The following is a 22,725-nucleotide window of genomic DNA, read 5'->3' as shown; positions in this document are numbered from 1 at the left end:
CCGGAATGTGCGGGGATGGGAGGCCGAGCCAAGCACCGCCCCGACCCGCGGGACATGGCCGTAACGGCGTGCCCCCTCCTCCGGCGGCGGGACATTCCGTCCAGTGCGCCGTCCTCCGCACGGTCCCCACAATGACGGCCTCATGAGGCGCGAGCGCCTTGATGGACAGCCCTCGCGGGTCCACGGAAAGGGAAGACCGATGCGAAACAGCACGGACGGCAGCGTGAAGACGGACGCGGTCTCCCGGCCGCCACGGTCCCTGCGCCATCTGGTGGCGGGCGAGTGGCGGCCCGGTGACGGCGATGAGCTGCTCGACATCAACCCGGCACGCCCCCGCGAGACGGTCGCGGTCGGGCGGCTCGCCGGGGAACACGACCTCGACAGCGCCGTCGCCGCGGCACGCGACGCCTTTCCCCGCTGGGCCGCGACCCCGCACCACGCGCGCGGCCGGATCCTCGACCGGGCCGCCGACGTCCTCGACGCGCACGCCGAGGAGTGGGGCGAGGAACTGTCCTGGGAGGAGGGAAAAACCCGGGCCGAGGGTGTCGGCGAGGTGCGGCGGGCCGCGGAGATCTTCCGCTACTACGCGGGTGAGGCGGCCCGTCCCGTCGGTGAGGTGTTCGCGTCACCGCGGCCCGGCGAGCAGATCCAGGTGATCCACCGCCCGGTCGGAGTGGTGGCGGTCGTGACCCCGTTCAACTTCCCCATCGCGATCCCGGCCTGGAAGATCGCCCCCGCCCTCGGCTATGGCAACACCGTGGTGTGGAAACCCGCGAGTGTGGTGCCGCTGCTGGCGATGCGGCTGACCGAGGCACTGGTCGAGGCCGGGCTGCCGGAGGGCGTCCTGTCGCTGCTCATCGGCGGCGGGGGCCTCGGTGGCCGGCTCGTCGAGCACCCGGGGGTGGACGCGGTGACGTTCACCGGGTCGACCTCCGTCGGCCGGGGCCTGATCGCCGCCTGCGGCCGACTGGCGCGGCCCGTGCAGACCGAGATGGGTGGCAAGAACGCGGCCGTCGTCCTCGCCGACGCCGACCTCGAACTGGCCACGAACGAGGTGCTGGCCGGAGCCTTCCGGTCCACCGGCCAGAAGTGCACCGCCACCTCACGCCTCGTCGTGGCGGAACCCGTCGCCGACGAGTTCCTGGCCCTGCTCACCAAGCGAGCCGCCGCGCTCCGGGTCGGTGACCCCCTCGACCAGGACACCGACATGGGCCCGGTGATCTCACTCGGGGCCAGGGACGAGATCCAGCGGGCCGTGGACGCCGCCATCGCCCGCCCCGGCGTCGATGTCCTCACCGGCGGCCGCGCCTACGACGACGACCGCATGGACGGCGCGTTCCTGCGGCCCACCGTGGTCGAACTCACCGGGGACGACCCGCTGTGGCGGGAGGAACTGTTCGGCCCCGTACTCTCCGTCCGGCGCGCCCGCGACCTCCAGGAAGCTCTCCGGCTGGCCGAGGACAGCGAGTTCGGGCTGTCCGCGGCCGTCTTCACCGACGACCTGCGCGCGGTGACCGCCGCCATCGAGCACATCGACGTGGGCGTGCTGCACATCAACTCCGAGACCGCCGGGGCCGATCCGCACGTCCCCTTCGGCGGCGCGAAGCAGAGTGCGTACGGACCGAAGGAACAGGGTCGCGCCGCCCGCGAGTTCTTCACCCGGACCAAGACCGTCTACCTGCGCGGCTCGGGAGGATGGGAACGGTGAGTGGGGCACCCCGGCTACCGCTGTCCGGCGTGCTGGTCGCCGACTTCGGACGCGTGCTGGCTGCCCCGTACGCCACCATGCTCCTCGCCGACCTCGGCGCCGACGTCATCAAGGTCGAGCACCCCGCCCGCGGCGACGACACCCGGGCACGGGGTACCCCGGCCTCGTCTACTGCTCGGTGACCGGCTTCGGGGCGGGGGCGGAGGCGGGGGCGGGAGCCGCCCTGCCCGGCTAGCTACGACCTGCTGATCCAGGCGGTCGGCGGCCTGATGAGCGTGACGGGGCCGGCCCCGGGGGAGCCCGTGAAGACGGGCGTGGCCCTCGTGGACGTCCTGACCGGACTGCACGCGGCGATCGGGGTCCTGGCCGCCCTGCGCCACCGCGAGGCGACCGGCGAAGGACAGCACGTCCAGGTCAACCTCCTCTCATGTCTCCTGTCTGCTGTCCAGCCTGGTCAACCAGGCAGGCGGGTACACCCTGGCCGGGGATGGTCCGGGTGATGTGAGGGGCGGCCCGCCGGAACCGTGGTCGCGGCGGGCCCCCGCGTCCTGGTCAGACCGCCGGGCGGCACCAGGCTGGTTCCGTGGAGGCGATCCAGCGGCGCAGCCTGCGGGCGACATGGATGGCGTCCGTGCCGACGCCGTGGATACCGCCGGAGAGCAGGGACCGCTGGCCTTCGAGGCCCACGAAGGCCAGCCCGGGGTGGATCGTGGACATGCCCGACCGCTGCCGGGGCACACCGCGCTGGTCGAGCGCGCCGATCGGCCGCAGATACTCCACCGCCGGACGGTAGCCGGTGGCGAGGACGACGGTGTCGACGTGCTCGGTGCTGCCGTCGGCCCAGCGGATGTCGGTGCCGTCGGCGGACGTGAACAGTTCGCGGTGGTCCAGGATGCCGCTGTCCAGGGCCTTGCGGTACCGGTCGTCGTTGTCGACGATCACCGCGGACTCGTGCCCCAGCGGTATCAGGGCGCCGATGGGCAACAGCAGTCCGGTTTCGAGGGCCTTCCAGCCCGCCGGACTTTTGGGGGGCCGGAGTTTGGTGTACCTGATCGGGCGTCGGCTGGTCAGGGTGACCCGCGCCTCCCCGGCCAGTTCATGGGCGATCTGCATCGCCGAGTTGGCGCCGCCGACCACGACGATCCGCTGTCCCGCGAACGGTTCGGGGGAGCGGTACTCGGCGGAGTGCAGCACCTTTCCGGTGTACGCGGCGAAGCCGGGTATCTCCGGGCGGTTCGGGTTGCCGAAGGTGCCGGTGGCGGCCACGACGACCGGGGCGTGCAGCACCTCGCCGGTCTCCGTCGTCACGGCGTAGCCCTCGGGTGTGGTGTGGACGGCGGAGACCCGGGTGCTGGTACGGATCTCGCAGTCGAGCCGGGCGGCGTACGCCCGCAGATAGGCCACCATCTCGTCGCGGCGGGGAAGGTGGTCGGCCCGGGCGGGGAACGGCATTCCGGGCAGACACGAGAGCCGGGCGGGGGTGAAGATGGTCAGGCTGTCGTAGTAGTGCGGCCAGGATCCGACCGGCGCGGTACCGGCTTCGAGCACGATCGGTTTGAATCCCTGGTTCCGTAAGGCGTAGGCGGCCCCGAGTCCGTACTGTCCGCCGCCGATGACGATCGCTGTGTCCATGGTCCTCCGCTCCTTCGTACCGGGCCCACGGCACGGGCGGCCCCCGGGCGGGTCCGTCGTGGTCCCGTCCGCCGTCGCGCCGTGGTCCCGCCGGTTGGCGTTGTCGTTGTGGTGTCGCTGTGGTGAGGTTCCGGTGTCGCCGCGGTGAGGTCGCGGTGTCGTGACCCGGCGGCCGGTTCAGCCGCCGGGTGGCCGGGCCGCTCGGTCCGGGGCGGGCAGCCCGGCCTCGACGGCGGCCACCGCGTCGTCGACGAGGCCGGGGAGCGGGGTCGCACCTCCCAGCCGGTGCCAGAGCGCCATGCTGGCCTCCATCACCCCCCAGACCACGTGGAATACGAGTTCGGGGTACGGGTCGTCGGGCGGCAGGCCGGTCCGGTAGGCCAGGGCCTTGACGGCGATGCGCCTCTCCTCGGTCATGTGCCCGGCGAGCCGGGCGGCCAGCGCCGGATGCTCCGTTATCGCCGTGAGCCGGGTGAGCCATTCGTCCCGGTCGGCGTCCCACCGGGCCAGATCGCCCCGCCAGGCGTGGGCCATGGCGCGCGGCGGCGAGAGCCCGGCCGGGGCCGTGACGATCCGGTCCGGCAGGGCCGCCATCCGCTCCTCGTCGTCCGGGTACGGCACCAGAAGAGCGTCCTCCTTCACCGCGAAATAGTTGAAGAAAGTGCGTGCGGAGACTCCGGCCTCCGCGCTGATGTCCTCCACGGTCACCCCATCTAGACCGTGCTCGGTCACCAGCCGCAGGGCCGTGGTCACCAGCAACCGGTGGGTCTGCCGCCGTTTGCGCTCACGAAGACCCGGGGTGCCGTCGCCGGTCCGGCCGCGGGCGCGTTCTTCCGTCGTCACCGTTCCACCGTACGAGCAAGAATGCAGTATCTGCAAGATTTCAGGCTCTGCAATTTTTTCAAATCCCCTACAGAGCAGCCGCGTTGGGCGGCGTCGCCGACACCGGACAGGTGGCCTGCACGCTCTTCGCCGCCGGTCCAGCCGACTTCGCGGAGGCGGACCGCCCATCGCTGTCCGCGAGCGGTTCGGCCGGGTGGACCGCCCGGGTACGAGAACGCCGACGCCTCAAGCCTTGCCGGAGCTGACGCAAGCAGCCCGGATCGACCCTGGCGGATGGAGCCGAGGCCGACTGCGGCGCTGGCATGTGGCTTCGGGTCCAGCAGGGCTCGGCTGTCGGCAGGGCGGAGTATGGCGCAAGTCCCCGCGGCCATGCCGATGAGCGGTGTGCTCCGTCGGCGCATGCCGGGCTTTTCGGCACGGCACGCGGTGCGGCTCAGTCGGTTGTCTTGGGGGCGAGTCCGCCGTAGACGTGGATCTCGGTCGTGGGGATTTGTTCGGTGTCGCGCGGGTCGGCCTGGGCGGCGGCTGTGGCGTCGGGCCGGTGGGAACCCGTACACCCACTTCCCAGGGACTCCACCCCGGGCGCGGAGGGAGTTCCACTCCGTATGCCGTCCGCCTGTTTCCGATGACGCGTCATGTGCACCCCCTACCGCGGTAGCACCCCCACATTGGCTCCCCGGTATGACGCCTGGCGCCCAGCCGAGCGCGCACCCTCACTTCGTCAGCACGAGGCGAACGGGAAGGGCAGAACGTGAGGCTGCGCAACGGCAAGCGGCAGAAGGCGGACCACCGACGGGAGGCTCCCGCGGCTACACCCGGTGTGGCCGTTGAACTGCGCGGCGTCCGGCGGCAGTACGGCCGCGGCTCAGGCGCCGTACACGCACTCGCGGGTGTCGACCTGGCCCTCGCGCGCGGCACATTCACCGCGATCATGGGCCCCTCCGGGTCCGGCAAGTCCACCTTCCTGCAGTGCGCCGCCGGGCTCGACCGGCCGTCGGCGGGGTCCGTTCGGCTCGGTGGCACGGAGATCACAGGTATGAGCGAGAACGAGCTGACCGAGCTGCGCCGCAGCCGCCTCGGCTTCGTCTTCCAGGCGTTCAACCTGCTGCCGTCGTTGACCGTGGAGCAGAATGTCCTGCTGCCCATGCGCCTGGCCGGGCAGCGGCAGGACCGCCGCCGGGCTGCGGCGGTCCTCACGCGGGTGGGGCTGGCCGACAAGGCGCGGCGCCGGCCCGGCGAGCTCTCCGGTGGCCAGCAGCAGCGCGTGGCGGTCGCCCGCGCCCTGGTCACCAGTCCCGACGTGGTGTTCGCCGACGAGCCCACCGGCGCCCTCGACACCGGCACCGCGGCCGAGGTTCTCGGCCTGCTCCGGCACGCGGTCGACTCCCTCGGCGCCACCGTCGTCATGGTCACCCACGACCCGGTCGCGGCCGCCTGGGCAGACCGGGTGCTGTTCCTCGCCGACGGCTCCTTCGCCGACGGACTGGAACGCGGTTCGGCGGAGCAGATCGCGCAGCGGATGAGGGCACTCACCGCCCGTGCGAGCAGGACGGCGGGTGCGGCGGCATGACGCGTCCCAACGGACTCGCCCGCGCGGCCGTCCGCTTCAAGCCCGCGTCCTTCGCGGGGACCTTCGTCGCACTGTTGATGTCCGCACTGATCGTCACGGCCTGCGGAGTCCTGCTGGAGACCGGCATACGCGCGTCGGTGCCGCCGGAGCGATACGCGAAGGCGCCGGTCGTCGCGGCGGCCGACCAGTATGTGCGGGTGGTCACGGGCAGCGGAGAGGACCGCGAGGAGGAGGCGACTCCGCTGCCGGACACGGCACGAGTCGACGCCGATCTGGCGACGAAGGCCGCCCGGACACCCGGCGCGGCCAACGCCATAGCGGACTTCACCTTTCCGGTGCGCCCGGCCGTCGGAGGGGCAAGCGACGGCGAACAGGTCGTCCTGAGCGGTGCGCTGACCGCGCACGGATGGGGCTCGCACGCCTTCACCGGAACCGCGCTCACCGCCGGCTCCGCACCCGGCGAGGGCGAAGTGGTGCTCGACGCGCGTACCGCCCGAACCGCGAAGGCCGCCGTCGGCGACACCGTCACGCTGGACACCGCCGCAGGGCAACGGGAGTTCCGCGTCGCGGGTCTCGCCGAGCCCGGACCCGGTGACACCCCCCGGAAGACCGGCTCCGCAGGCGCCCTCGCCTGGTTCGCCGACGCCCAGGCACCTACGCTCGCCGGCCACCCCGGCAAGGCGGACGCCATCGCCGTGCTCGCGAAGCATGGCACCGACGCCGGCGCCCTCGCCGAATCCGTGAAGAAGTCCCTGGAGGGCTCCGGCGCCCAGGTGCACGTCGGCGACGACCGAGGCGCCATCGAGGACCCGGGCCTCGGCTACGCCAAGGAGACGCTCTTCGGTATCGGTGGATCCTTCGGCGGCATCGCCACCATCGTCGCGATCTTCACTGCGGCGGGGACCGTGGCCCTGTCCGTATCCCAGCGTGCCCGAGAGTTCGCGCTGCTGCGCGCCATCGGAGCGACCCCGCGGCAGATCCGCCGCGCGGTCGCCTCCGAAGCGCTCCTCGTCGCCCCGCTCGCCGGACTCCTCGGCTGCCTGCCCGGCATCGGGCTCGCGCACTGGTGGTTCGGGCAGCTACAGGACCGTGGAGCGATCCCGCAGGCGGTGCGGGTGCACGTCTCGGCGTTCCCCCTGCTCGCCGCCGTCGGCATCGGGCTGCTCACCGCGCTCGGGGCCGGCTGGGCGGCCGGCCGCAGGCCCGCGAAGATCAAGCCGGGGCAGGCGCTGTCCGAGGCATCCGTGGAGCGGCTGCGCCCGGGCGTGATCCGTACCGTTCTGGGCATCGCCGCCCTCGTCGGCGGCACGTTCCTCACCGGCCTCTCCGCCGGCTCCGCAGGCGACGACGCGGCCGGCGCGGCCCTCGGGGTCGTCATGTGCTTCATGCTCGCCGTCGCGCTGCTCGGCCCCCTGGTCGCACGGCTGTGCGCCGGCCTCTTCGGTCTCCCGCTGCGCGGCGCGGGTCCGGCCGCCCAGCTCGCCGCCGCCAACTCCCGCGCCAACTCGCGCCGCCTTGCCTCCGCGATCACACCGATCGTGCTCGCCATGGCCTTCGCCTCGACGCTCGTCTTCATGAACACGAGCGAGACCCATGTCGCCGATGAGCAACTGCGCTCGGGCATCACCGCGGACCACGTGGTCACGGACCCGGCCGGGCTTCCGCTCGACGCGGCCGCCCGTGCCGCCCGCGCACCGGGTGTGGAAGCGGCCGTCGGCCTGCTCGACACCCAGGTGCTGGTCCCGGTGGGCTCCGGAGAGTTCACGTCGCTTCAGGGAGCCAGGACCCAGGGTTTCAGCGGCTCGGGCGCCGAGTTCACGAAGGTGCAGGACCTCGACGTACGTGACGGCAGCCTCGACCGGATCGGCCCGGGCCGGATCGCCGTCGACACAACACTGGCGACCACAGCGGACGTGGGCGTCGGCGACCGGCTTCCGCTCCACCTCCCCGACGGCACCAGAGCCGCCCCCGAGATCGTCGCCGTCTACAACCGCGGCCTCGGCCTGGCCACGGTGACCATGGACCGGGCATCCCTGGCCGAGCACGTCACCTCAGGCTTCGACAGCACCCTCCTGGTCCGCGGCGGCTCGGAGAAGTCGCTCACCGCCCTGGGCGAGGTCACCGACGCCTCCGGCTACGCCACCGAGAAGAATCTCGACGCGAGGCTGGGCGCCTGGACCAACAACACCATGGCCGCGGTCCTCGGCGGCTTCGCCGCCATCGCTGCCGTCAACACCCTGGTGATGACGGTCCTCGACCGTCGCCGCGAGCTGGGCACACTCCGCCTCGTCGGCACCACCCGGCGCCAGGTCCTGACCATGCTCCGGTGGGAGAGCCTGCTGGTCGCCGTCATCGGTATCGTCCTCGGCTCCGCGATCGCCGCGGCCACGCTGATCCCGATGATGCGCGGCATGACCGGCGCCATGCCCTACGTACCACCCCTGGTGTACGGCGCGTTCGCGAGCGCCGCCGGCAGCCTGGCACTGCTCGCGGTCATGCTGCCCGCCTGGGGTGTGCTGCGTCGTCGACCGTAGCCCGTCCGCGACGGGCGGCTCGAGCCGACTCCCCTCAGAGAGCCCGATACCGCCCCGCGCCGGCTCACACCGTCCTCGGCGAGCAGCCCGTCCGCCCGAACCATTGTGGCCGGACAGCTAAGAAGCTATCGTTTGAGAAAGATTTCTCATTTAAGAAAGGAATCTATTGTGTTCATTGCTGCGGCGACGGACGGCGTGTCCGTCGCTCCGGGCTGGGACCGCGTGGCGGCGGCGGAGACCCGCCGTCTGGGGGAGGTGCCGGCCGCCCACGTCGGCGACGCGCTGCGGCGGATGACCGTCATGGACGGCGGCATCCGGCTGATGACCGAGTGCGCCTCATTCCTGGGAAACGCCCTCACGGTGGACGTGCGGTCGGGCGACAACCTCGCCGTCCACCGCGCGCTCGACGAAGCCCGGCCGGGCGACGTCCTGGTCGTCAACGGGCACGGGGACACGACCCGCGCGCTGATCGGCGACCTCATCGGCGAAATCATGGTGAACACCGGGGTCACCGGCGCAGTGGTCGACGGCGCGGTCCGCGACGTCCGGGCGCTGTCCGAGATGGGCCTGACCGTCTATGCGCGGGCGATCACCCCCGCCGGACCCTTCAAGGCCGGGCCCGGCGCCGTCGGAGCCCCGGTGGCGGTCGGCGGCATGGTGGTGGCCGCGGGTGACGTGCTCGTCGGTGACGCCGACGGCGTCGTCGTGGTCCCGCGCCGGCGGGTGACGGAGGTCGTGGACGCGGTCGACGGGATCGGCGAGAAGGAGGACGCGCTCCGCAGGCGTATCCTCGCCGCGCGCCCCGACCATGCGGCGGCGGACCGGTGACCGCCATGGTGCCCGCCTTCCGTATCGAGGAACTGCGCCGCCGTTCGCGGCGCCCGGCGCTCGCCCCGGCGCCGCCGGGGGCCGTCTCCCTGGCCATGGGCGAGCCGGACTTCCCGACACCGCCGGCGGTGATCGGGGCCGCCGTGACCGCCTTGCGCGAGGGCCACACCCAGTACGCCGACCAGAAGGGGTTGCGGGAGCTGCGCGCCGCGCTCGCCGCAGGGCTGCCGGGCCACCCCGGGCGGACGTGGAGCGAGGACGACGTCGTGGTCACTCACGGTGCCACCGCCGCGCTGGCGGCGGTGGTGCTCGCGATGGTCGGCCCCGGAGACCGCGTGGTCATCCCGGAGCCCGCCTACTCGCTCTACGCCGACCTGGTCGTCCTGGCCGGCGGCACCGTGGACTTCGTCCCGCTCGCCCCGGACCTGCACTGGGATCTCGACGCGCTCGCGGCCGTGCTCCCCGGTGCCGCGATGATGATCTTCTCGAACCCGTCGAACCCGACCGGCATCGTGCACCGCAGGGACGAGCTGGAGGCCCTCGGCAAGGTCCTCGACGGCTCCGACACCCTGGTCGTCAGCGACGAGGCGTACCACCGGCTGGTCTACCCGGGGCACGAACCGGCCTCGGCGCTGGAGGTCGAGTCGCTGCGAGACCGGACGGTGTACGTGCAGACGTTCTCCAAGACGTATGCGATGACCGGCTGGCGGGTGGGGTACCTGGCCGGGCCGCGCGCGGTGGTGGACGCGGCGGCGCACGCGCACCGGACCTGCAACGGCTCGTTGAACACGGCGGTTCAGCACGCGGCCCTCGCGGCCCTCGGCCTGCCGGACGGCGTCGTTGAGGCCATGGTCGACAGATACCGGCAGCGGCGCGAGTTCGTGGTCGCGCAACTGTCCGATGTGCCCGGCCTGCACCTGGTCGCGCCGGAGGGAGCCTTCTACGCGTTCCTCCGCTACGACACCGGCCGGCCCTCCGAGACGGTCGCCCGCGAACTCGCCGAGCGGGGGGTGATGGTGCGGGCCGGAGCCGAGTACGGGCCCTCGGGCGAGGGGCACGTGCGGATCTCGTTCGCGGCCTCCGAGGACGATCTGTGGCTCGGGCTGGAACGCCTCGTCCGCTACTTCGGTGCGGTGGGGCCCTGAGATGCCGTGGAGAGGGGCGAGGCGCGGTGCCAGGGCGCGCGAGCCCAGCGAGATCCATCAGAAGCGGCCCAGGCGTGCTGCCTGTGGACGCCTCGGCCGGAGGTGAACCCCGAGGCGATACCCTTTGCCTGCGGTTCGACGAGCGGAGGAGGCCCGTGACCGATCAGCAGGCCGCCCCACGCGGACGGCGCAACCCGCGCAGTGACACCCGGCGCAATCACCGCCGCCTCCTCCAGGCCGTCGGCGAGCTTGCCCGGGAGGCGCCCGACCAGCTCACCATGCAGGCGATCGCGTCCCGCGCGGAGATCGGTCCGGCCACCGCCTACCGCTACTACTCCTCGATGGACGATGTGCTGGCGGCCTATGTGCTCAGTGTCGTGGAGGAGCTCCGGGACTTCAGCGTCACGTCGACCGCCCAGGGGCGGCCGCTGTTCGACGCACTCGTGGACAAGTGGGTGGACCTCCTCGCCGAGCACGGCCCGGCGTTGGTGCAGCTTCGCTCCCGGCGGGGCTACCTGGAGCGGCTGCACGGCGGGAACGAGATCATCGTCGCCCTGCGGGACGCCTGGAGCGAGCCCGTGCGCGGACTGCTCGACGACATCGGCCTCTCGGACGAGACGCTCGAACACGCCCTGTTCCTCAGCAACATGATCTTCGACCCGCGGGAGATCCAGGATCTGCTGCGGGAAACGGGCTTGTCCCGCCGAGAGGTCATCGCCCGGCTGACCGAGGCGTACTGCGGCGCCTTGCGCGGGTGGACGCGGGCAGGCTGACCGCCCCGCCCCGGGTGCCGATGGAGCACCCGTGACTTCCCACCCCCTACCCCGATAGCGCCTTCACATCGGCTCCCGGGTACGACGCCCGGCGCACAGCCGCCCCCGCCCCCCGCACCCTGTACCCCGTCGCCTCACGCCATCGCACCGCCGGCAGCGCCTTCCGTCGGGCGGCCCCATGAAGCGATAAAGATCTCTCAAATTAGAGAGTTATTTCACTTTCGTTGCTTGGATAAGGAGGTCCTGGTGACCACACAAGAACAACGCGAACCCGGCGGAACGGCTGATGCGACCATACGGGCGGGTGATCTCGAAGTCGGGTTGATCGATACCGGTGACGGTGTGCCGCTCGTGCTCGTCCACGGCGGCGAGAGCGATCGCACCCAGTTCGCCACGCTCCGCGCACGACTCGGCACGGGAATTCGGGCGATCTCGTATGATCAACGTGATTCGGGGATCACTGTCAACCCGCCGATCCCCTACACGCTGGGCGTCCTCGCCGACGACCTCGCCGCCCTCCTGGACGCGCTGGGGCTGCGGCGTGCGCACCTGCTGGGTACTTCCTTCGGCGGCGCCGTCGCGCAGCACGCCGCGCTCCTGCACCCCGAACGGGTCCAGTCCCTCATCCTGGTCGCCACCACGCCGAGCTACGCGATGGGCGGCGAGGCGGTCGACGAGCTCCTGGAGATGTCCCACGATGACCGGCAGCACACGGTCGCGGACTTCTTCTTCACACCCGAAGGCCAGGCCGAGCAGCGTGCCCGGCCGGCCCGGACGCTCACCCGCCGCGATCCCGAGCAGAGCTCCCGCCGCCACGACGTCGCCCGACAGCACGAGGTCCGGGACAGCCTCGGGAAGATCACCGCACCCACCCTGATCGTGCACGGCACGGAGGACCGGCTGGCCCCCTACGCCGGCGCACTCCTGATGGAGCAACGGATCCCCAACGCCGAACTGCGTGCGATCGAGGGCGGACGCCACGGGATCGCCGTGGAGTTCGCGGACCGGATCGCTCACTGGGTGCGCGAGTTCCTCCAGGTGGACGCGTCATGAGCGGCAACGCGGCAGACCGCCCCACCCGCCCGGCCGGCCAACGCGGCTCCGTGGCCATGACCGACGGCAGCCGCGAGGTCGCGGACCGGATGGCCGAGGCGGCACGGGCGTGGCTGGACTCCCTGGACGCGGACCAGCGCGAGGTGGCGGTCGGACCTCCACCCGGCGCCGACGGCGAGGCCGAGGCCGAACGCACCCGCTGGTTCTACACACCCACCGACCACGGCGGCCTGACCCTGCACCAGCAGCGCCCGGCCCAGCACCGGTTGGTCATGCGGCTGGTCGCGAGCGGGCTGTCCGAAGCCGGGTACGTCACCGTCGCGACCGTGCTCGGCCTGGAGAACGTACTCGACCACGTCGAGGGCTTCTCGGTGAACTGGGGCAGGGAGCGGACCCGCGATCCCGGCATGTACTACCTGCGGGTCTTCGGCGAGCCCGGCGGGACACGGCCGTGGGGATGGCGGTTCGGCGGCCACCACGTCTCGCTCAACAACCTCGTCGTGGACGGACACGTCGCCGCCACCACGCCCTGCTTCCTGGGCGCCGACCCCGCCGCCTCACCCCTGCTGGGCGGTACGACGCTGCGCCCGCTGGGGGCGGCCGAAGACAAGGCCCGCGAGCTGGTTCGCTCCCTGCGCCCCGAGTCCGCCGCCCGTGCGCTGCTGCTGCCCCGCGCCCCGAACGACATCGTGGCGGGCAACAGCACCCGGATCCACGACCGCGTGATCAAGCGCCGCGAACTGTGGCGCCCCGGCACACACACCCCCGACCGCGCCGAGCACCCTGCCACCGGCCTCGACGGCACGGACCGGCGGGCGCTTGCCCTCACCTCCACACCCACGGGCGTGCCGGGCTCGGAACTCGACGCGGAGCAAAGGGAGTTGCTGCGTTCCCTGCTCGGCAGTCACCTCGGCCGCGTCCCGGACGGGGTCTCCCAGCTGCCCCGCTACGACGACCCCGCGGCGCTGGACGCCGTACACCTCTCCTGGGCCGGCTCGACCACGGCGGGTGAACCGCACTACTACCGCTTGCAGGGTCCGCGGCTGCTCATCGAGTGGACCAACGTCCACCGCGGCGCCAACCACGCCCACGCCGTGTGGCGAGACCCCGAGACCGACTTCGGCGGCGACGTCCTGGCCGCCCACCACGCCGCCCACCACACGCCGTGAGCCGACACGGGGCCACCCTTCGCCATAGGAACGGAATGTGACAGACATGGCCGGTCAACACCCGTCACCGACCGACGCTCCCCCTCACAAGACACGCCCCACGCTGCGCGGCTCCTTCGGCATGTGCGCGTCGACACACTGGCTGGCCTCCGCGACGGCCCAGTCCGTACTGGAGCGGGGCGGCAACGCCTTCGACGCGGCCACCGCCGGCGCCTTCGTGCTGCACGTGGCCGAACCTCACCTCAACGGGCCGGGCGGCGACCTCGTCGCCGTACTCGCGACCGCGGCGGACCCGTCGCCGCGCGTGCTGGCGGGACAGGGCCACGCCCCGCGAGGCGCCACGATCGAGCACTTCCACGCCGAAGGGCTCGACCACGTCCCCGGCGCAGGCGCCCTGGCCGCCGCCGTCCCGGGCGCCGTCGACTCCTGGCTCTGGCTGCTCGCCGAGTTCGGCACCTGGGAACTCGCCGACATCCTGGCCTACGCCGTCGAATACGCGGAGCGCGGTGTTCCCGTCGTACCCCAGCTGGCACGCGTCCTGGCCACGGTGGAGGACCTCTTCCGCCTGCACTGGCCGACGTCGTACGCGCTGTGGATGCCCGAAGGACGAGTCCCCGAACCGGACGCCACCCTCGGCAACCCCGCCTACGCCCGCACCCTGCGCAGGCTGTGCGACGCCGGCACGGCGGACACGACGGAAGCCGCGGGTACCGGAGGGACGAGAGCCGCACGCATCGACGCCGCACGCCGCGCCTGGCGAACCGGGTTCGTGGCGACCGCCGTGGCGCAGTTCGCGGCCGTACCCCACCGGCACTCCTCGGGCGGAGACCACGCCGGAGTCATCACCGCCGCCGACTTCACCGACTTCCACCCGTCCCTCGAGCCCGCGGTCACCGCGGAGTTCAGGGGGGTCACGGTGGCGAAGGCGGGCCTGTGGTCCCAGGGCCCCGTGCTGCTGCAGGCCCTCACCCTCCTTGATCACTTCAACGACGAGCAGATCGATCCGTCGACCGCCGAGGGCGTCCACACCATCACCGAGGCTCTGAAACTGGCCATGGCCGACCGAGAGGCGTACTACGGGCACCTCGATCCGGCAGCCGCGGAAACCGTGGTGCGCCGACTTCTGTCCCCCCGGTACAGCAAGGCGCGCGCCGCTCTGATCGGCGCAGGAGCCTCGACCGCCTTCAAGCCCGGCGACATCGGCGTCGCGCCGTACACACCACCGCTCATCACCCGGGGGCCCGCCCGACAGGCCGACGGCGTGGGAGAACCCACCGTGCAGCAGACCGGGGAGACGCGAGGCGACACCTGTCACATCGACGTCGTCGACCGCTGGGGAAACATCATCTCCGCCACGCCCTCGGGAGGGTGGCTCCAGTCCTCGCCCACCGTGCCGGAGCTCGGATTCGCGCTGGGTACACGACTCCAGATGACCTGGCTGGACCCGGCCGCGCCGTCGCGCCTGGCACCGGGTCGGCGGCCGCGGACGACACTGACGCCGACCCTGCTGCTGCGCGACGGCAGTCCCGTGGCAGCGCTGGGCACACCCGGGGGCGACCAGCAGGACCAGTGGCAACTGCTCTACCTGGTGCGCACGCTGGCGCTGGGCATGGACCCGCAGGAGGCGATCGACGCACCCGCGTTCCACACCACCGCGGTACCCAGCTCCTTCTGGCCGCGGACCTGGACACCCAGGGGACTGGTGATCGAGGAACGGGCCGGCGAGGCGGTCGTCGACGCGTTGCGTGAACGCGGTCACGACGTGACCGTCTCCGGACCCTGGAGCCAGGGCCGCCTGTCCGTCGTCACGCGTGACCCGGACAGCGGCGTCCTGCGGGCGGCCGCGAACCCGCGCGGCGCCCAGGGCTACGCGGCAGGACGATGAGCGGCCGCGCGGCCCGCATCCGCCTCGGTCTGTACACCCGTCGCCGGCTCGGGCCGGCGCGACGGCGACGAGCGGTTCAGCGACGACGGCTGGTTCCGCGACCGCTCCATCGACGGCCCTCACTCGGCAATGACGGAAAGGACCCTCATGACGACAAGTCTGGCTCCCTCACCCCCCATCGGGAAGGCCGCTGTCGGGGCGCTCGGCCTCCTGGCCCTGTCCACCGGCGCCCTGGAGTCGGTCGTGTCACCGACGATCCCGCTCCTGGAGCGCGAACTGGACATGAGCCAGTCCGAAGGGGCGCTGCTCAGCATCGTGCTCCTCATCGCCGGCGCGCTCATCACACCGTTGGCGGGCAAGTTCGGCGACCGCTACGGCGGGAAGAAGGTCCTGATCCGGCTGATGGCGGTGGTCTCGGTCGGCGGCACGGTGTCCGCCCTGGCACCGAACCTCCCCGTGCTGCTGCTCGGCCAGGTGCTGCAAGGGGCGATGGTGGGTGCGCTGCCCCTGTCGTTCATCGTGGTGCGCAAACACCTTCCCGCAGGCGAGTCCAAAGTGGCCATCGGCGTGGTCAGCGGACTCTTCGTAGGGGGAGGGATGGCCGGCATGCTGTCAGCCGGGCCGGTGGCGGAACAGCTCTCCCGGCACTGGATGTTCGCGCTGCCGACGATCGCGGTCGTCGGAGCCACCCTGCTCGTGAACAGGCTGATGCCCTCCGATCCTCCGGGCCCCTCTCGCGACGCCGGGATCGACTGGCCCGGCCTGCTGCTCCTGAGCGGAATGCTGATCACGCTCATGCTCGTACTGGCGCTGGCCCCCGAGGCCGGCTCGCAACCACTCGTACTCGGCGCCCTCGTCGTGGTCCTCGCCGCCTTCGTCACCGGATGGGTGTCCGTGGAACGGCGCGCGGCCTCGCCGATGATCGATCTGCGCATGCTGGCACGGCCCGAGATCTGGAAGGCGTGCGTGCTGACGTTCGTCATCTGCCTCGGCACGTCGACCGCGGTCTTCCTCGTTCCGCAGTTGCTCGACGAGCGCGGCGACGGATACGGATTCGGAGCCAGCGCCACCGAGATCGGCTTTCTCCTGCTTCCCGGCGCCATCGCCGCGACGCTGGCAGGGCCGCTCGGCGGGATCGGCGACCGGCGGTTCGGCTCGCGCGCCGTCGTCAACGCCGGCGTCGTCATGATGGCCGTCTCCCTGGTCGCCCTGGCGGCCGTGCACACCGAGGTCTGGCACCTCGTCGTCGGCAAGGCCCTGATCGCGCTGGCCAACGGCCTGTGCGTCACGGCCATGATGACCAGCACCGCCACCGCCGTCGACTCGGGCGACACCGGCATCGCCACCAGCCTGATCCTGGTGAGCCGCGTGCTCGGCTACGCCGTGGGCGGCCAGCTCGGCGGCGCCCTCCTCACCGCCGCAACCCCCTCCGGGTCGGAGACCGCGGCCGAATCGGCCTACGTCACCGGCTTCGTCCTGGCCGGCGTCGTCACGTCGCTGGCCCTGTTCGTCACCCGCACCATGCACAAAGGAGTCAAGGCATGACCCGCACCCAGCAGCCGACGAGCACACGCGCCACACCCGGGCGCAGCGTCCTGATCTCCGGGGCCAGCATCGCGGGGCCCGCCCTGGCCTTCTGGCTCAACCGCTACGGCTACGCGGTCACGGTCGTGGAGAAGGCCGGCACGCTCCGCAGCGGCGGCTACCCCATCGACGTACGCGGCACCGCACTCGACGTCGTGAAGAGGATGGGGATCCTGCCGCAACTGCGGGACGCACACATCGACCTGCGCCGCCTCACCTTCCTCGAGGGGGACGGCAGGGAGGTGGTCTCGCTCCACCCGCACGCCGTCACCGGCGGTGTCGCGGGACGGGACCTGGAGATACGGCGCGGAGATCTGACCGACGCTCTGTACACGGCCATCCGTGACGACGTGGAGTTCCTGTTCAACGACTCCATCGCCACCCTCGACCAGTCCGACCGCGGAGTCGACGTCACCTTCCACAGCGGCGGTGGCCGTACGTTCGACATGGTGTTCGGCGCGGACGGCATGCACTCACGCACCCGGGAGATGCTGTTCGGCCCGGAAGAACAGTTCCACCGCCACCTCGGCTACTGCTTCGCCATCTTCACCATGCGCAACACACTGGGTCTTTCCCACGAGACCGTGATGTGGAACACCCCGGGCAGGGCCGCGGCCCTCTACGCCGTGGGGGAGGACGACGAAGTACACGCCTTCCTGAACTTCGTCCAACCGGATCCACCCCTCGACGCGTTCGGCGACCTGGAAGCCCAACGGGACCTGCTTGCCGAGGCGTTCGCCGACGCCGGATGGGAGGTTCCGGGTTTCCTGGCCGCCTTGCGCGACGCGGACGACGTCTTCTTCGACGCGGTCGGCCAGATACGCATGCCCCGCTGGACCAGCGGCAGGGTCGCCCTCCTGGGCGACGCCGCCTACGCGCCCTCGTTCCTCACCGGCCAGGGCACCAGCCTTGCCCTCGTGGGCGCCTACATGCTCGCGGGTTCCCTGGCCGATGGGAACCACGCCGAGGGCTTCGCCGCCTACGAACACACCACCCGTGACTTCGTGACCCTGAACCAGAACCTCGTCGGCGAGGGCGGCGCCACCCTCTTCCCGACCACCGCCCAGGCCCTGGAACAGCGCAACGACCGCCTGCGCGACCTCAGCACCATGCCCACCCCGGAACCCCGCCCGGCCCATTCGGCTCTCACCCTGCCCGACTTCGGCGCCCACTGACTCCGCTCGGTCGTACAGCGCCGTTGCCCGAGCGGAAGGTCCCCGGCCACCCCACAAGGGCGGCCGGGGACCGCTCCCGTCGTCAGGTCCGGCTGAGGTCCGGCCGCCGGGCGCCAGGGGCTGAATCCCCGGACCAGCCAGACGGGGGCGTTGCGATGGAAGGCGCGGGCGAACGCGATGCGTTGCCACTGTCCGCCGGACAGGTCGTGTCCTCCCCACCAGGAACGGGCCAGTGAGATGTCCAGGCCATGGGGCAGGTTGGCGATGACGCTGTCGGCGCCGGCGGCCTCGGCGGCGGTGTGTACGGCGGTGTCGCCTTCGGGGCGGGGCCGGCCGAGGGTGATGTTCTCGCGTGCGGCGAGCGGCCAGCGGGTGTAGTCCTGCGGGACGAGCGCGACCTGGGCGAGTGCATTGGCCGGGTCGGCGTCCGCCAGGTCCACCCCGTCCCACCGCACGGACCCCGTCGTGGGGAGGAAGAGGCCGGTCAGGATGCGGGCGAGGGTGCTCTTGCCGGCGCCGTTCTCGCCGACCAGGGCGATGACCTCGCCGCGCTCGAGACCCAGGTCGATGCCGTCGAGCGCGGGGGTGTCGGTGCCGGGGTAGGTGAAGGAGACGTCCGTGGCGGTGATGACCTGCGGCCCGTCCTCGGCGACGGCGGCGCTGCCGCGTCGGGTCGTCCACGGCTTGGCCACGGTGAGAAAGCGGGCCCAGTCCTCCAGGGACAGCGAGGTGCGGTACAGCCGCGCCCCGGCCCGCACCGTCGTCGCAAGAGCTGCCCCGGAGGTCCGTACCGCCAAGGCCGCGGTCCCCGCGACCGCGAGCTAATCGGTGGTGGCGTGCCCTGAGCGGGGTTATGCTGCTGCTCGTTCCAAGGTGCCGCTGTGTGTCGTGGCCGGGGGCGATGTTGGTTCGTTGAGGTGAAGCAGGAGGTGAGGACGTTGATGACGGTCATGGTGACGGGCGCTGCCCGCGTTCAGGAGTTCATCGCTTCCACCCCTGTGGCCTCCGGCTGACACCACTCGACGTTCCGCGCGCAGAGCGCGCTGCCGGGGTCACCCTTCGAAGGGTTTCCCTTGTTCAACGCTTCGTTCAACACTTCTTCCCTTTCTGATGCTCAGCACGCGCCTGCCGTTTACGGCTGGGATGAGGGCTGGGCTGCCGAGTTCGCTCCGTACGCCGCGCAGGGGCTGGTGCCCGGCCGTGTGGTACGGGTCGACCGTGGTCAGTGTGACGTCGCCACCCCCGACGGGGTGATCCGGGCCGACACCGAGTTCGTCGTTCCCCGTGACCCTATGAAGGTCGTGTGCACGGGGGACTGGGTCGCCGTCGATCCCGAGGGCGGTGATCCGCGGTACGCGCGCACGATCCTCCCTCGCCGTACGGCCTTCGTGCGGTCGACGTCGTCCAAGCGTTCCGAAGGTCAGGTCCTGGCCGCCAACGTCGACCACGTCGTCATCTGTGTGTCGCTCGCGGTCGAACTCGACCTCGGGCGGATCGAGCGGTTCCTCGCCCTCGCCTGGGAGAGCGGGGCGCAGCCGGCCGTCGTGCTCACCAAGGCGGACGTGGTGCCGGACGTCACCGGGCTCTCGTATCTCGTGCAGGACGTGGAGACCACCGCGCCCGGTGTGCCGGTGCTGCCCGTCAGCTCTCTGACGGGCGAGGGGATGGACGTACTCGCCGCGATCGTCTCCGGTGGGACGAGCGTTCTGCTCGGTGTGTCGGGTGCGGGCAAGTCCACGCTCGCCAACACACTCCTCGGCCTGGACGTCATGGACGTCCAGGCCGCGAGGGACACCGATGGCAAGGGACGGCACACGACGACGACCCGGAACCTCGTCGTCATGCCCGGCGGAGGGGTGCTCATCGACACCCCCGGACTCCGGGGCGTCGGCCTCTGGGACGCCGGAACCGGTGTGGGGCAGGTCTTCTCGGAGATCGAGGAACTCGCCGCGCGGTGCCGGTTCCACGACTGCGCGCACGACGCGGAGCCGGGCTGTGCGGTCCTCGCTGCCGTCGAGGACGGCTCGCTGCCGCAGCGCAGGCTGGAGAGCTACCGCAAGCTCCTGCGGGAGAACAAGTACATCGTCGCCAAGACGGACGCCCGGGTCCGGAACGAACTGCGCAGGGAGGGGCGGATGCGGGGCGCGATCGGCCGGGCGGCGATCGAGGCGAAGCGCGGCCGGCCGCGGTGAGTCCGGGAGATCGCTGACCGTGGCGCGGGAAACCCGGGTCCCGCGCCGCGGTCGTCCTCCGCGGCCGCGGTGAGGCGCGGAGCGGACTACGGCTCCAGGCCCCAGCTGTGGATCTTCCTCGGGTGGATCCGGATCAGCTCCTCGCTGAAGTGCGGGCCCAAGTCGTGCGGGCCCGTCAGCAGTTCCGCCTCGCCCCGGATGTCCACTCCGCGGACCTTCCACGGACTGATGCTCACGATGTCGTCGACGACGAGCGCGACCTTCGGGTTCGCCTGGAGGTTGCGCCACTTCTTCGTGCTCGCCAGGGAGTGTCCCCCGACGAGGATGGTCCCGTCCGGCTGCGGGAAGAAGCCGACCGGGTTCGCCTGCGGCTGCCCCTTCACATCGACGGTGGCCAGCCGCCCCAGCCGCTGGGACGCGAGATAGTCACGCTCGGCCTCACTGAATTCGGTCATCCGCCAAGCCTCACACGTCACACCGGGTCCCGCATCGGGCCAAGGACCCGGGACGGAGCATTGAAGGGGAGGATTCGGGGCGGAGGATTCGGGGTTGGCGGCGGTGGTCCGGGTCTGCGGGCGGTCCGGGGTACGGAGTATCGGGGCCGGCGGTGCCTCCGGGGCCCTCAGCCCCAGATGACGGCCCCCATCCACGCCCCCATCACCAGCAGACACGCGAACAGCTCCACCAGCACACTCGTCCCCGCCCCCCGCATCGCCGTGCGCGTGGAGGCGGCCGCTTGGCCGTGGCCGCCGAGACGTTGCCGTTCGCAGAGGTAGATCCCACCGACGAACCCCGGAATCGCGCCGATCACGGGCACTGCGAAGAAGCCCACGATCGCCCCCACGCCCGCGAAGGCGGCCATCCGGACAGTGGCGCCGGACTCGCGTATGAGGCGGGTCGGCATCAGCCACAGGATCACCTGGACGACCAGGAACAGCGCCGTGGAGGCGACCAGGAGCACCCAGGCGAGCCGGGTCTGCTCCTGTAGCGACCACCAGAGCATGGCCGCCCATATGAGCCAGCGCCCCGGGACCCCCGGAACGATCACTCCCACCACGCCCAGCCCCATGACCAGGCCGACCAACAGGAGCTGCCATATGCCGCCCATCTGACAAGGGTGCAGTATCCACGCGAATCCCGCAGGTCGCGCGGATACGCCCGTCACCGTGTCTCCCGGATCACCCAGCCCTTCGCGTACGCCTGCCAGCCCAGTTGCAGACGGGTGGTCACGCCCGTGAGTTCCATCAGACCCTTCACCCGGCGCTGAACCGTACGGAGACCGAGGTCCAGCTGCTTGGCGACCCTGACGTCCGTCATGCCCGCGAGCAGCAAGGAGAGGATCTCCAGATCGGTGGCGTCGGGCCCGCCCGGAACCTCCTCGTACCCCGTGACCGCGCCGGACGGCGTCCCCGTGCCCAGGCGCAGCGGCAGCGCCTCGCGCCAGACCGCCTCGAAGAGGCTCAGCAGGGACTCCAGGAGACCGCTGCCGTGGACGACGAGAGCGGAGGGAGCGGTGCCGTGGGCCGTGAGGGGAACCATCGCGAGGGCCCGGTCGGCGACCACGAGCCCGCTGGGGACCCGGTCCACGACCCGCACCTGTTCGTCGCGGCCGAGGGCCGCGATCAGCTCGCCGACGCCTCCCGGCGCGGACAGCGCCGCGCGTTCGATGACGACACGGTGGACGACCCCCCGCGCGGACGCCTGCTCCTCCGACTCGTCTCCCCGGCCGGCATCGGCGGCCGGGTGACCGGCGACGAGGGCACAGACCTCCGCCACGGCCCCCCGCCGGAGCTGGAGAGAGCGGTGCGCCACCGCGCTCTCGCCGGTCACCACCTCCACCAGATCGTGCGCGGCCGACTCGGCCGCCTCGGCGCGGTACTCCTTCACCAGCAGCGAGGCCGCCAGCTCCGCCCGCTCCAGTTCATGGCGCTGCCGAGTGAGCAGTACACCCAGCGCGACGCCGGGAGGCGCCGCCACCCACCGCCCGAGCCGTGCGGACGACCGTGCGGCGAGTCCCTGCCGCTCCAGCCGCCGCAGCGCCCTCTCCGTGTCCGTCTCCGGCAGCTCCAGCCGGTGCGCCAGATCGGAGATCTCGGCCGCCCCCAGTGCGACCAGCGCGCGATACGCCGACTCCTGTCTCTCGTCAAGACCTATAGCTCCCAGCACCAGATCCCTCCCAGCACCAGACCTCCTCAGACCCGCGACTGCTTGCGACCGCCGTCGAACCCCTGTGTCGACCGCGTGTACATGGCCCCTGTGGGATCGCCGTGACGCGTACCGGTCACGGCGGCTTCCCGCCGCGCACATCATCCCCGTATCCCTTGGCGCTCCGCCAAGGTGACATCACGACAGCACCGACACGCCCCGGTTACGGCGCATTCGACGGGTACGGGCACTCGTGCTCGGAGGCGGCCGGGAGGGAATGGGCCCGGAGACGTTTCTCACGAAGTCTCCCCGCCCACGTCCGCGTTCGGCGGTCGCGCGAGTCCCGGACGGTGACGTCCGGGACGTCCGCGACCCGGACTCGCCCCCGCCGTGATCACCGGATACGCCCTGTGCCGGCCACGAGCGGGTCCGCCGGGGGTCCGTTTCCCCTCCGGGTGAACGGGGCCCGGTGGAGCCCTGTTCGGGGGT

The 22,725-nt window shown here is 71.8% G+C and carries 17 protein-coding genes and 2 pseudogenes; 13 read left to right on the top strand and 6 right to left on the bottom strand.

Annotation, left to right across the window (positions count from 1 at the left end):
- The first annotated feature begins 199 nt into the window (after window positions 1-199).
- Window positions 200-1,708, top strand: a complete 1,509-nt coding sequence (locus tag ACWEFL_RS19210; RefSeq protein WP_451713788.1) for an aldehyde dehydrogenase family protein — start codon at window positions 200-202, stop codon at window positions 1,706-1,708.
- A pseudogene (locus ACWEFL_RS19205) lies at window positions 1,696-2,154 on the top strand (CoA transferase); the annotation flags it as partial. The gene ACWEFL_RS19210 and the pseudogene ACWEFL_RS19205, both read left to right, overlap by 13 nt.
- 106 nt (window positions 2,155-2,260) lie before the next feature.
- Here ACWEFL_RS19205 and ACWEFL_RS19200 read toward each other — a convergent pair.
- The gene (locus ACWEFL_RS19200) at window positions 2,261-3,340 is read right to left on the bottom strand and encodes a flavin-containing monooxygenase (RefSeq protein ID WP_451713785.1); all 1,080 of its coding nucleotides are present in this window, start codon (window positions 3,338-3,340) and stop codon (window positions 2,261-2,263) included.
- Window positions 3,341-3,517: 177 nt separating this feature from the next.
- Window positions 3,518-4,183, bottom strand: coding sequence for a TetR/AcrR family transcriptional regulator (locus ACWEFL_RS19195; RefSeq protein WP_451713782.1), 666 nt, complete (start codon window positions 4,181-4,183; stop codon window positions 3,518-3,520).
- 751 nt (window positions 4,184-4,934) lie between these two features.
- Between ACWEFL_RS19195 and ACWEFL_RS19190 the strand changes: the two genes are divergently transcribed.
- The 10 genes from ACWEFL_RS19190 to ACWEFL_RS19145 all read left to right on the top strand — a co-directional run bounded on the left by ACWEFL_RS19190 (window position 4,935) and on the right by ACWEFL_RS19145 (window position 17,899).
- Window positions 4,935-5,753 carry an ABC transporter ATP-binding protein gene (locus ACWEFL_RS19190; RefSeq protein WP_451713780.1) on the top strand — a complete coding sequence of 273 codons (819 nt, stop codon included), beginning with the start codon at window positions 4,935-4,937 and terminating at the stop codon, window positions 5,751-5,753.
- Window positions 5,750-8,287: an FtsX-like permease family protein gene (locus tag ACWEFL_RS19185; protein WP_451713777.1), complete on the top strand. Its 2,538-nt coding sequence runs from the start codon at window positions 5,750-5,752 to the stop codon at window positions 8,285-8,287. The genes ACWEFL_RS19190 and ACWEFL_RS19185 overlap by 4 nt, the downstream gene beginning before the upstream one ends.
- Window positions 8,288-8,455: 168 nt before the next feature.
- Window positions 8,456-9,115 carry an RraA family protein gene (locus ACWEFL_RS19180; RefSeq protein WP_451713774.1) on the top strand — a complete coding sequence of 220 codons (660 nt, stop codon included), beginning with the start codon at window positions 8,456-8,458 and terminating at the stop codon, window positions 9,113-9,115.
- A 5-nt stretch (window positions 9,116-9,120) separates the two neighbouring features.
- On the top strand, window positions 9,121-10,260 hold the full coding sequence (locus ACWEFL_RS19175; protein WP_451713837.1) for a pyridoxal phosphate-dependent aminotransferase: 1,140 nt from the start codon (window positions 9,121-9,123) through the stop codon (window positions 10,258-10,260).
- Window positions 10,261-10,415: 155 nt separating this feature from the next.
- Window positions 10,416-11,033 (top strand): TetR/AcrR family transcriptional regulator, encoded by a 618-nt coding sequence (locus ACWEFL_RS19170; protein WP_451713771.1) that lies wholly within the window; start codon window positions 10,416-10,418, stop codon window positions 11,031-11,033.
- 246 nt (window positions 11,034-11,279) lie between these two features.
- On the top strand, window positions 11,280-12,086 hold the full coding sequence (locus ACWEFL_RS19165) for an alpha/beta fold hydrolase (RefSeq protein WP_451713769.1): 807 nt from the start codon (window positions 11,280-11,282) through the stop codon (window positions 12,084-12,086).
- Window positions 12,087-12,142: 56 nt separating this feature from the next.
- Window positions 12,143-13,255, top strand: a complete 1,113-nt coding sequence (locus tag ACWEFL_RS19160; RefSeq protein WP_451713834.1) for a DUF3500 domain-containing protein — start codon at window positions 12,143-12,145, stop codon at window positions 13,253-13,255.
- 46 nt (window positions 13,256-13,301) lie between these two features.
- Window positions 13,302-15,140: a gamma-glutamyltransferase family protein gene (locus ACWEFL_RS19155; protein ID WP_451713767.1), complete on the top strand. Its 1,839-nt coding sequence runs from the start codon at window positions 13,302-13,304 to the stop codon at window positions 15,138-15,140.
- Between the two features lie 147 nt (window positions 15,141-15,287).
- Window positions 15,288-16,685, top strand: coding sequence for an MFS transporter (locus ACWEFL_RS19150; RefSeq protein WP_451713764.1), 1,398 nt, complete (start codon window positions 15,288-15,290; stop codon window positions 16,683-16,685).
- Window positions 16,682-17,899 carry an FAD-dependent monooxygenase gene (locus tag ACWEFL_RS19145; protein WP_451713762.1) on the top strand — a complete coding sequence of 406 codons (1,218 nt, stop codon included), beginning with the start codon at window positions 16,682-16,684 and terminating at the stop codon, window positions 17,897-17,899. The genes ACWEFL_RS19150 and ACWEFL_RS19145 overlap by 4 nt, the downstream gene beginning before the upstream one ends.
- A gap of 146 nt (window positions 17,900-18,045) precedes the next feature.
- Here the strand turns inward: ACWEFL_RS19145 and ACWEFL_RS19140 are convergent.
- Window positions 18,046-18,591 (bottom strand): annotated as a pseudogene (locus tag ACWEFL_RS19140) (ATP-binding cassette domain-containing protein); the annotation flags it as partial.
- A 381-nt stretch (window positions 18,592-18,972) separates the two neighbouring features.
- On the opposite strand from ACWEFL_RS19140, the gene rsgA reads away from it, so the two are divergent.
- The gene (gene rsgA, locus ACWEFL_RS19135) at window positions 18,973-20,091 is read left to right on the top strand and encodes a ribosome small subunit-dependent GTPase A (RefSeq protein WP_451713760.1); all 1,119 of its coding nucleotides are present in this window, start codon (window positions 18,973-18,975) and stop codon (window positions 20,089-20,091) included.
- A gap of 86 nt (window positions 20,092-20,177) precedes the next feature.
- On the opposite strand, the gene ACWEFL_RS19130 is transcribed toward rsgA, so the two are convergent.
- The 3 genes from ACWEFL_RS19130 to ACWEFL_RS19120 all read right to left on the bottom strand — a co-directional run bounded on the left by ACWEFL_RS19130 (window position 20,178) and on the right by ACWEFL_RS19120 (window position 22,257).
- Entirely contained in the window at window positions 20,178-20,546 is a 369-nt protein-coding gene (locus ACWEFL_RS19130; RefSeq protein ID WP_451713759.1) for a PPOX class F420-dependent oxidoreductase, read from the bottom strand.
- Window positions 20,547-20,713: 167 nt separating this feature from the next.
- Window positions 20,714-21,199: a DUF456 domain-containing protein gene (locus ACWEFL_RS19125; protein ID WP_451713757.1), complete on the bottom strand. Its 486-nt coding sequence runs from the start codon at window positions 21,197-21,199 to the stop codon at window positions 20,714-20,716.
- A gap of 53 nt (window positions 21,200-21,252) precedes the next feature.
- Window positions 21,253-22,257: a helix-turn-helix domain-containing protein gene (locus tag ACWEFL_RS19120; RefSeq protein WP_451713755.1), complete on the bottom strand. Its 1,005-nt coding sequence runs from the start codon at window positions 22,255-22,257 to the stop codon at window positions 21,253-21,255.
- Window positions 22,258-22,725: the final 468 nt, after the last annotated feature.

It is taken from the genome of Streptomyces sp. NPDC004838 (assembly GCF_053600955.1).
The sequence above is the reverse complement of the archived record's forward strand: the minus strand, read 5'-3'. Positions and strand labels throughout refer to the sequence as shown.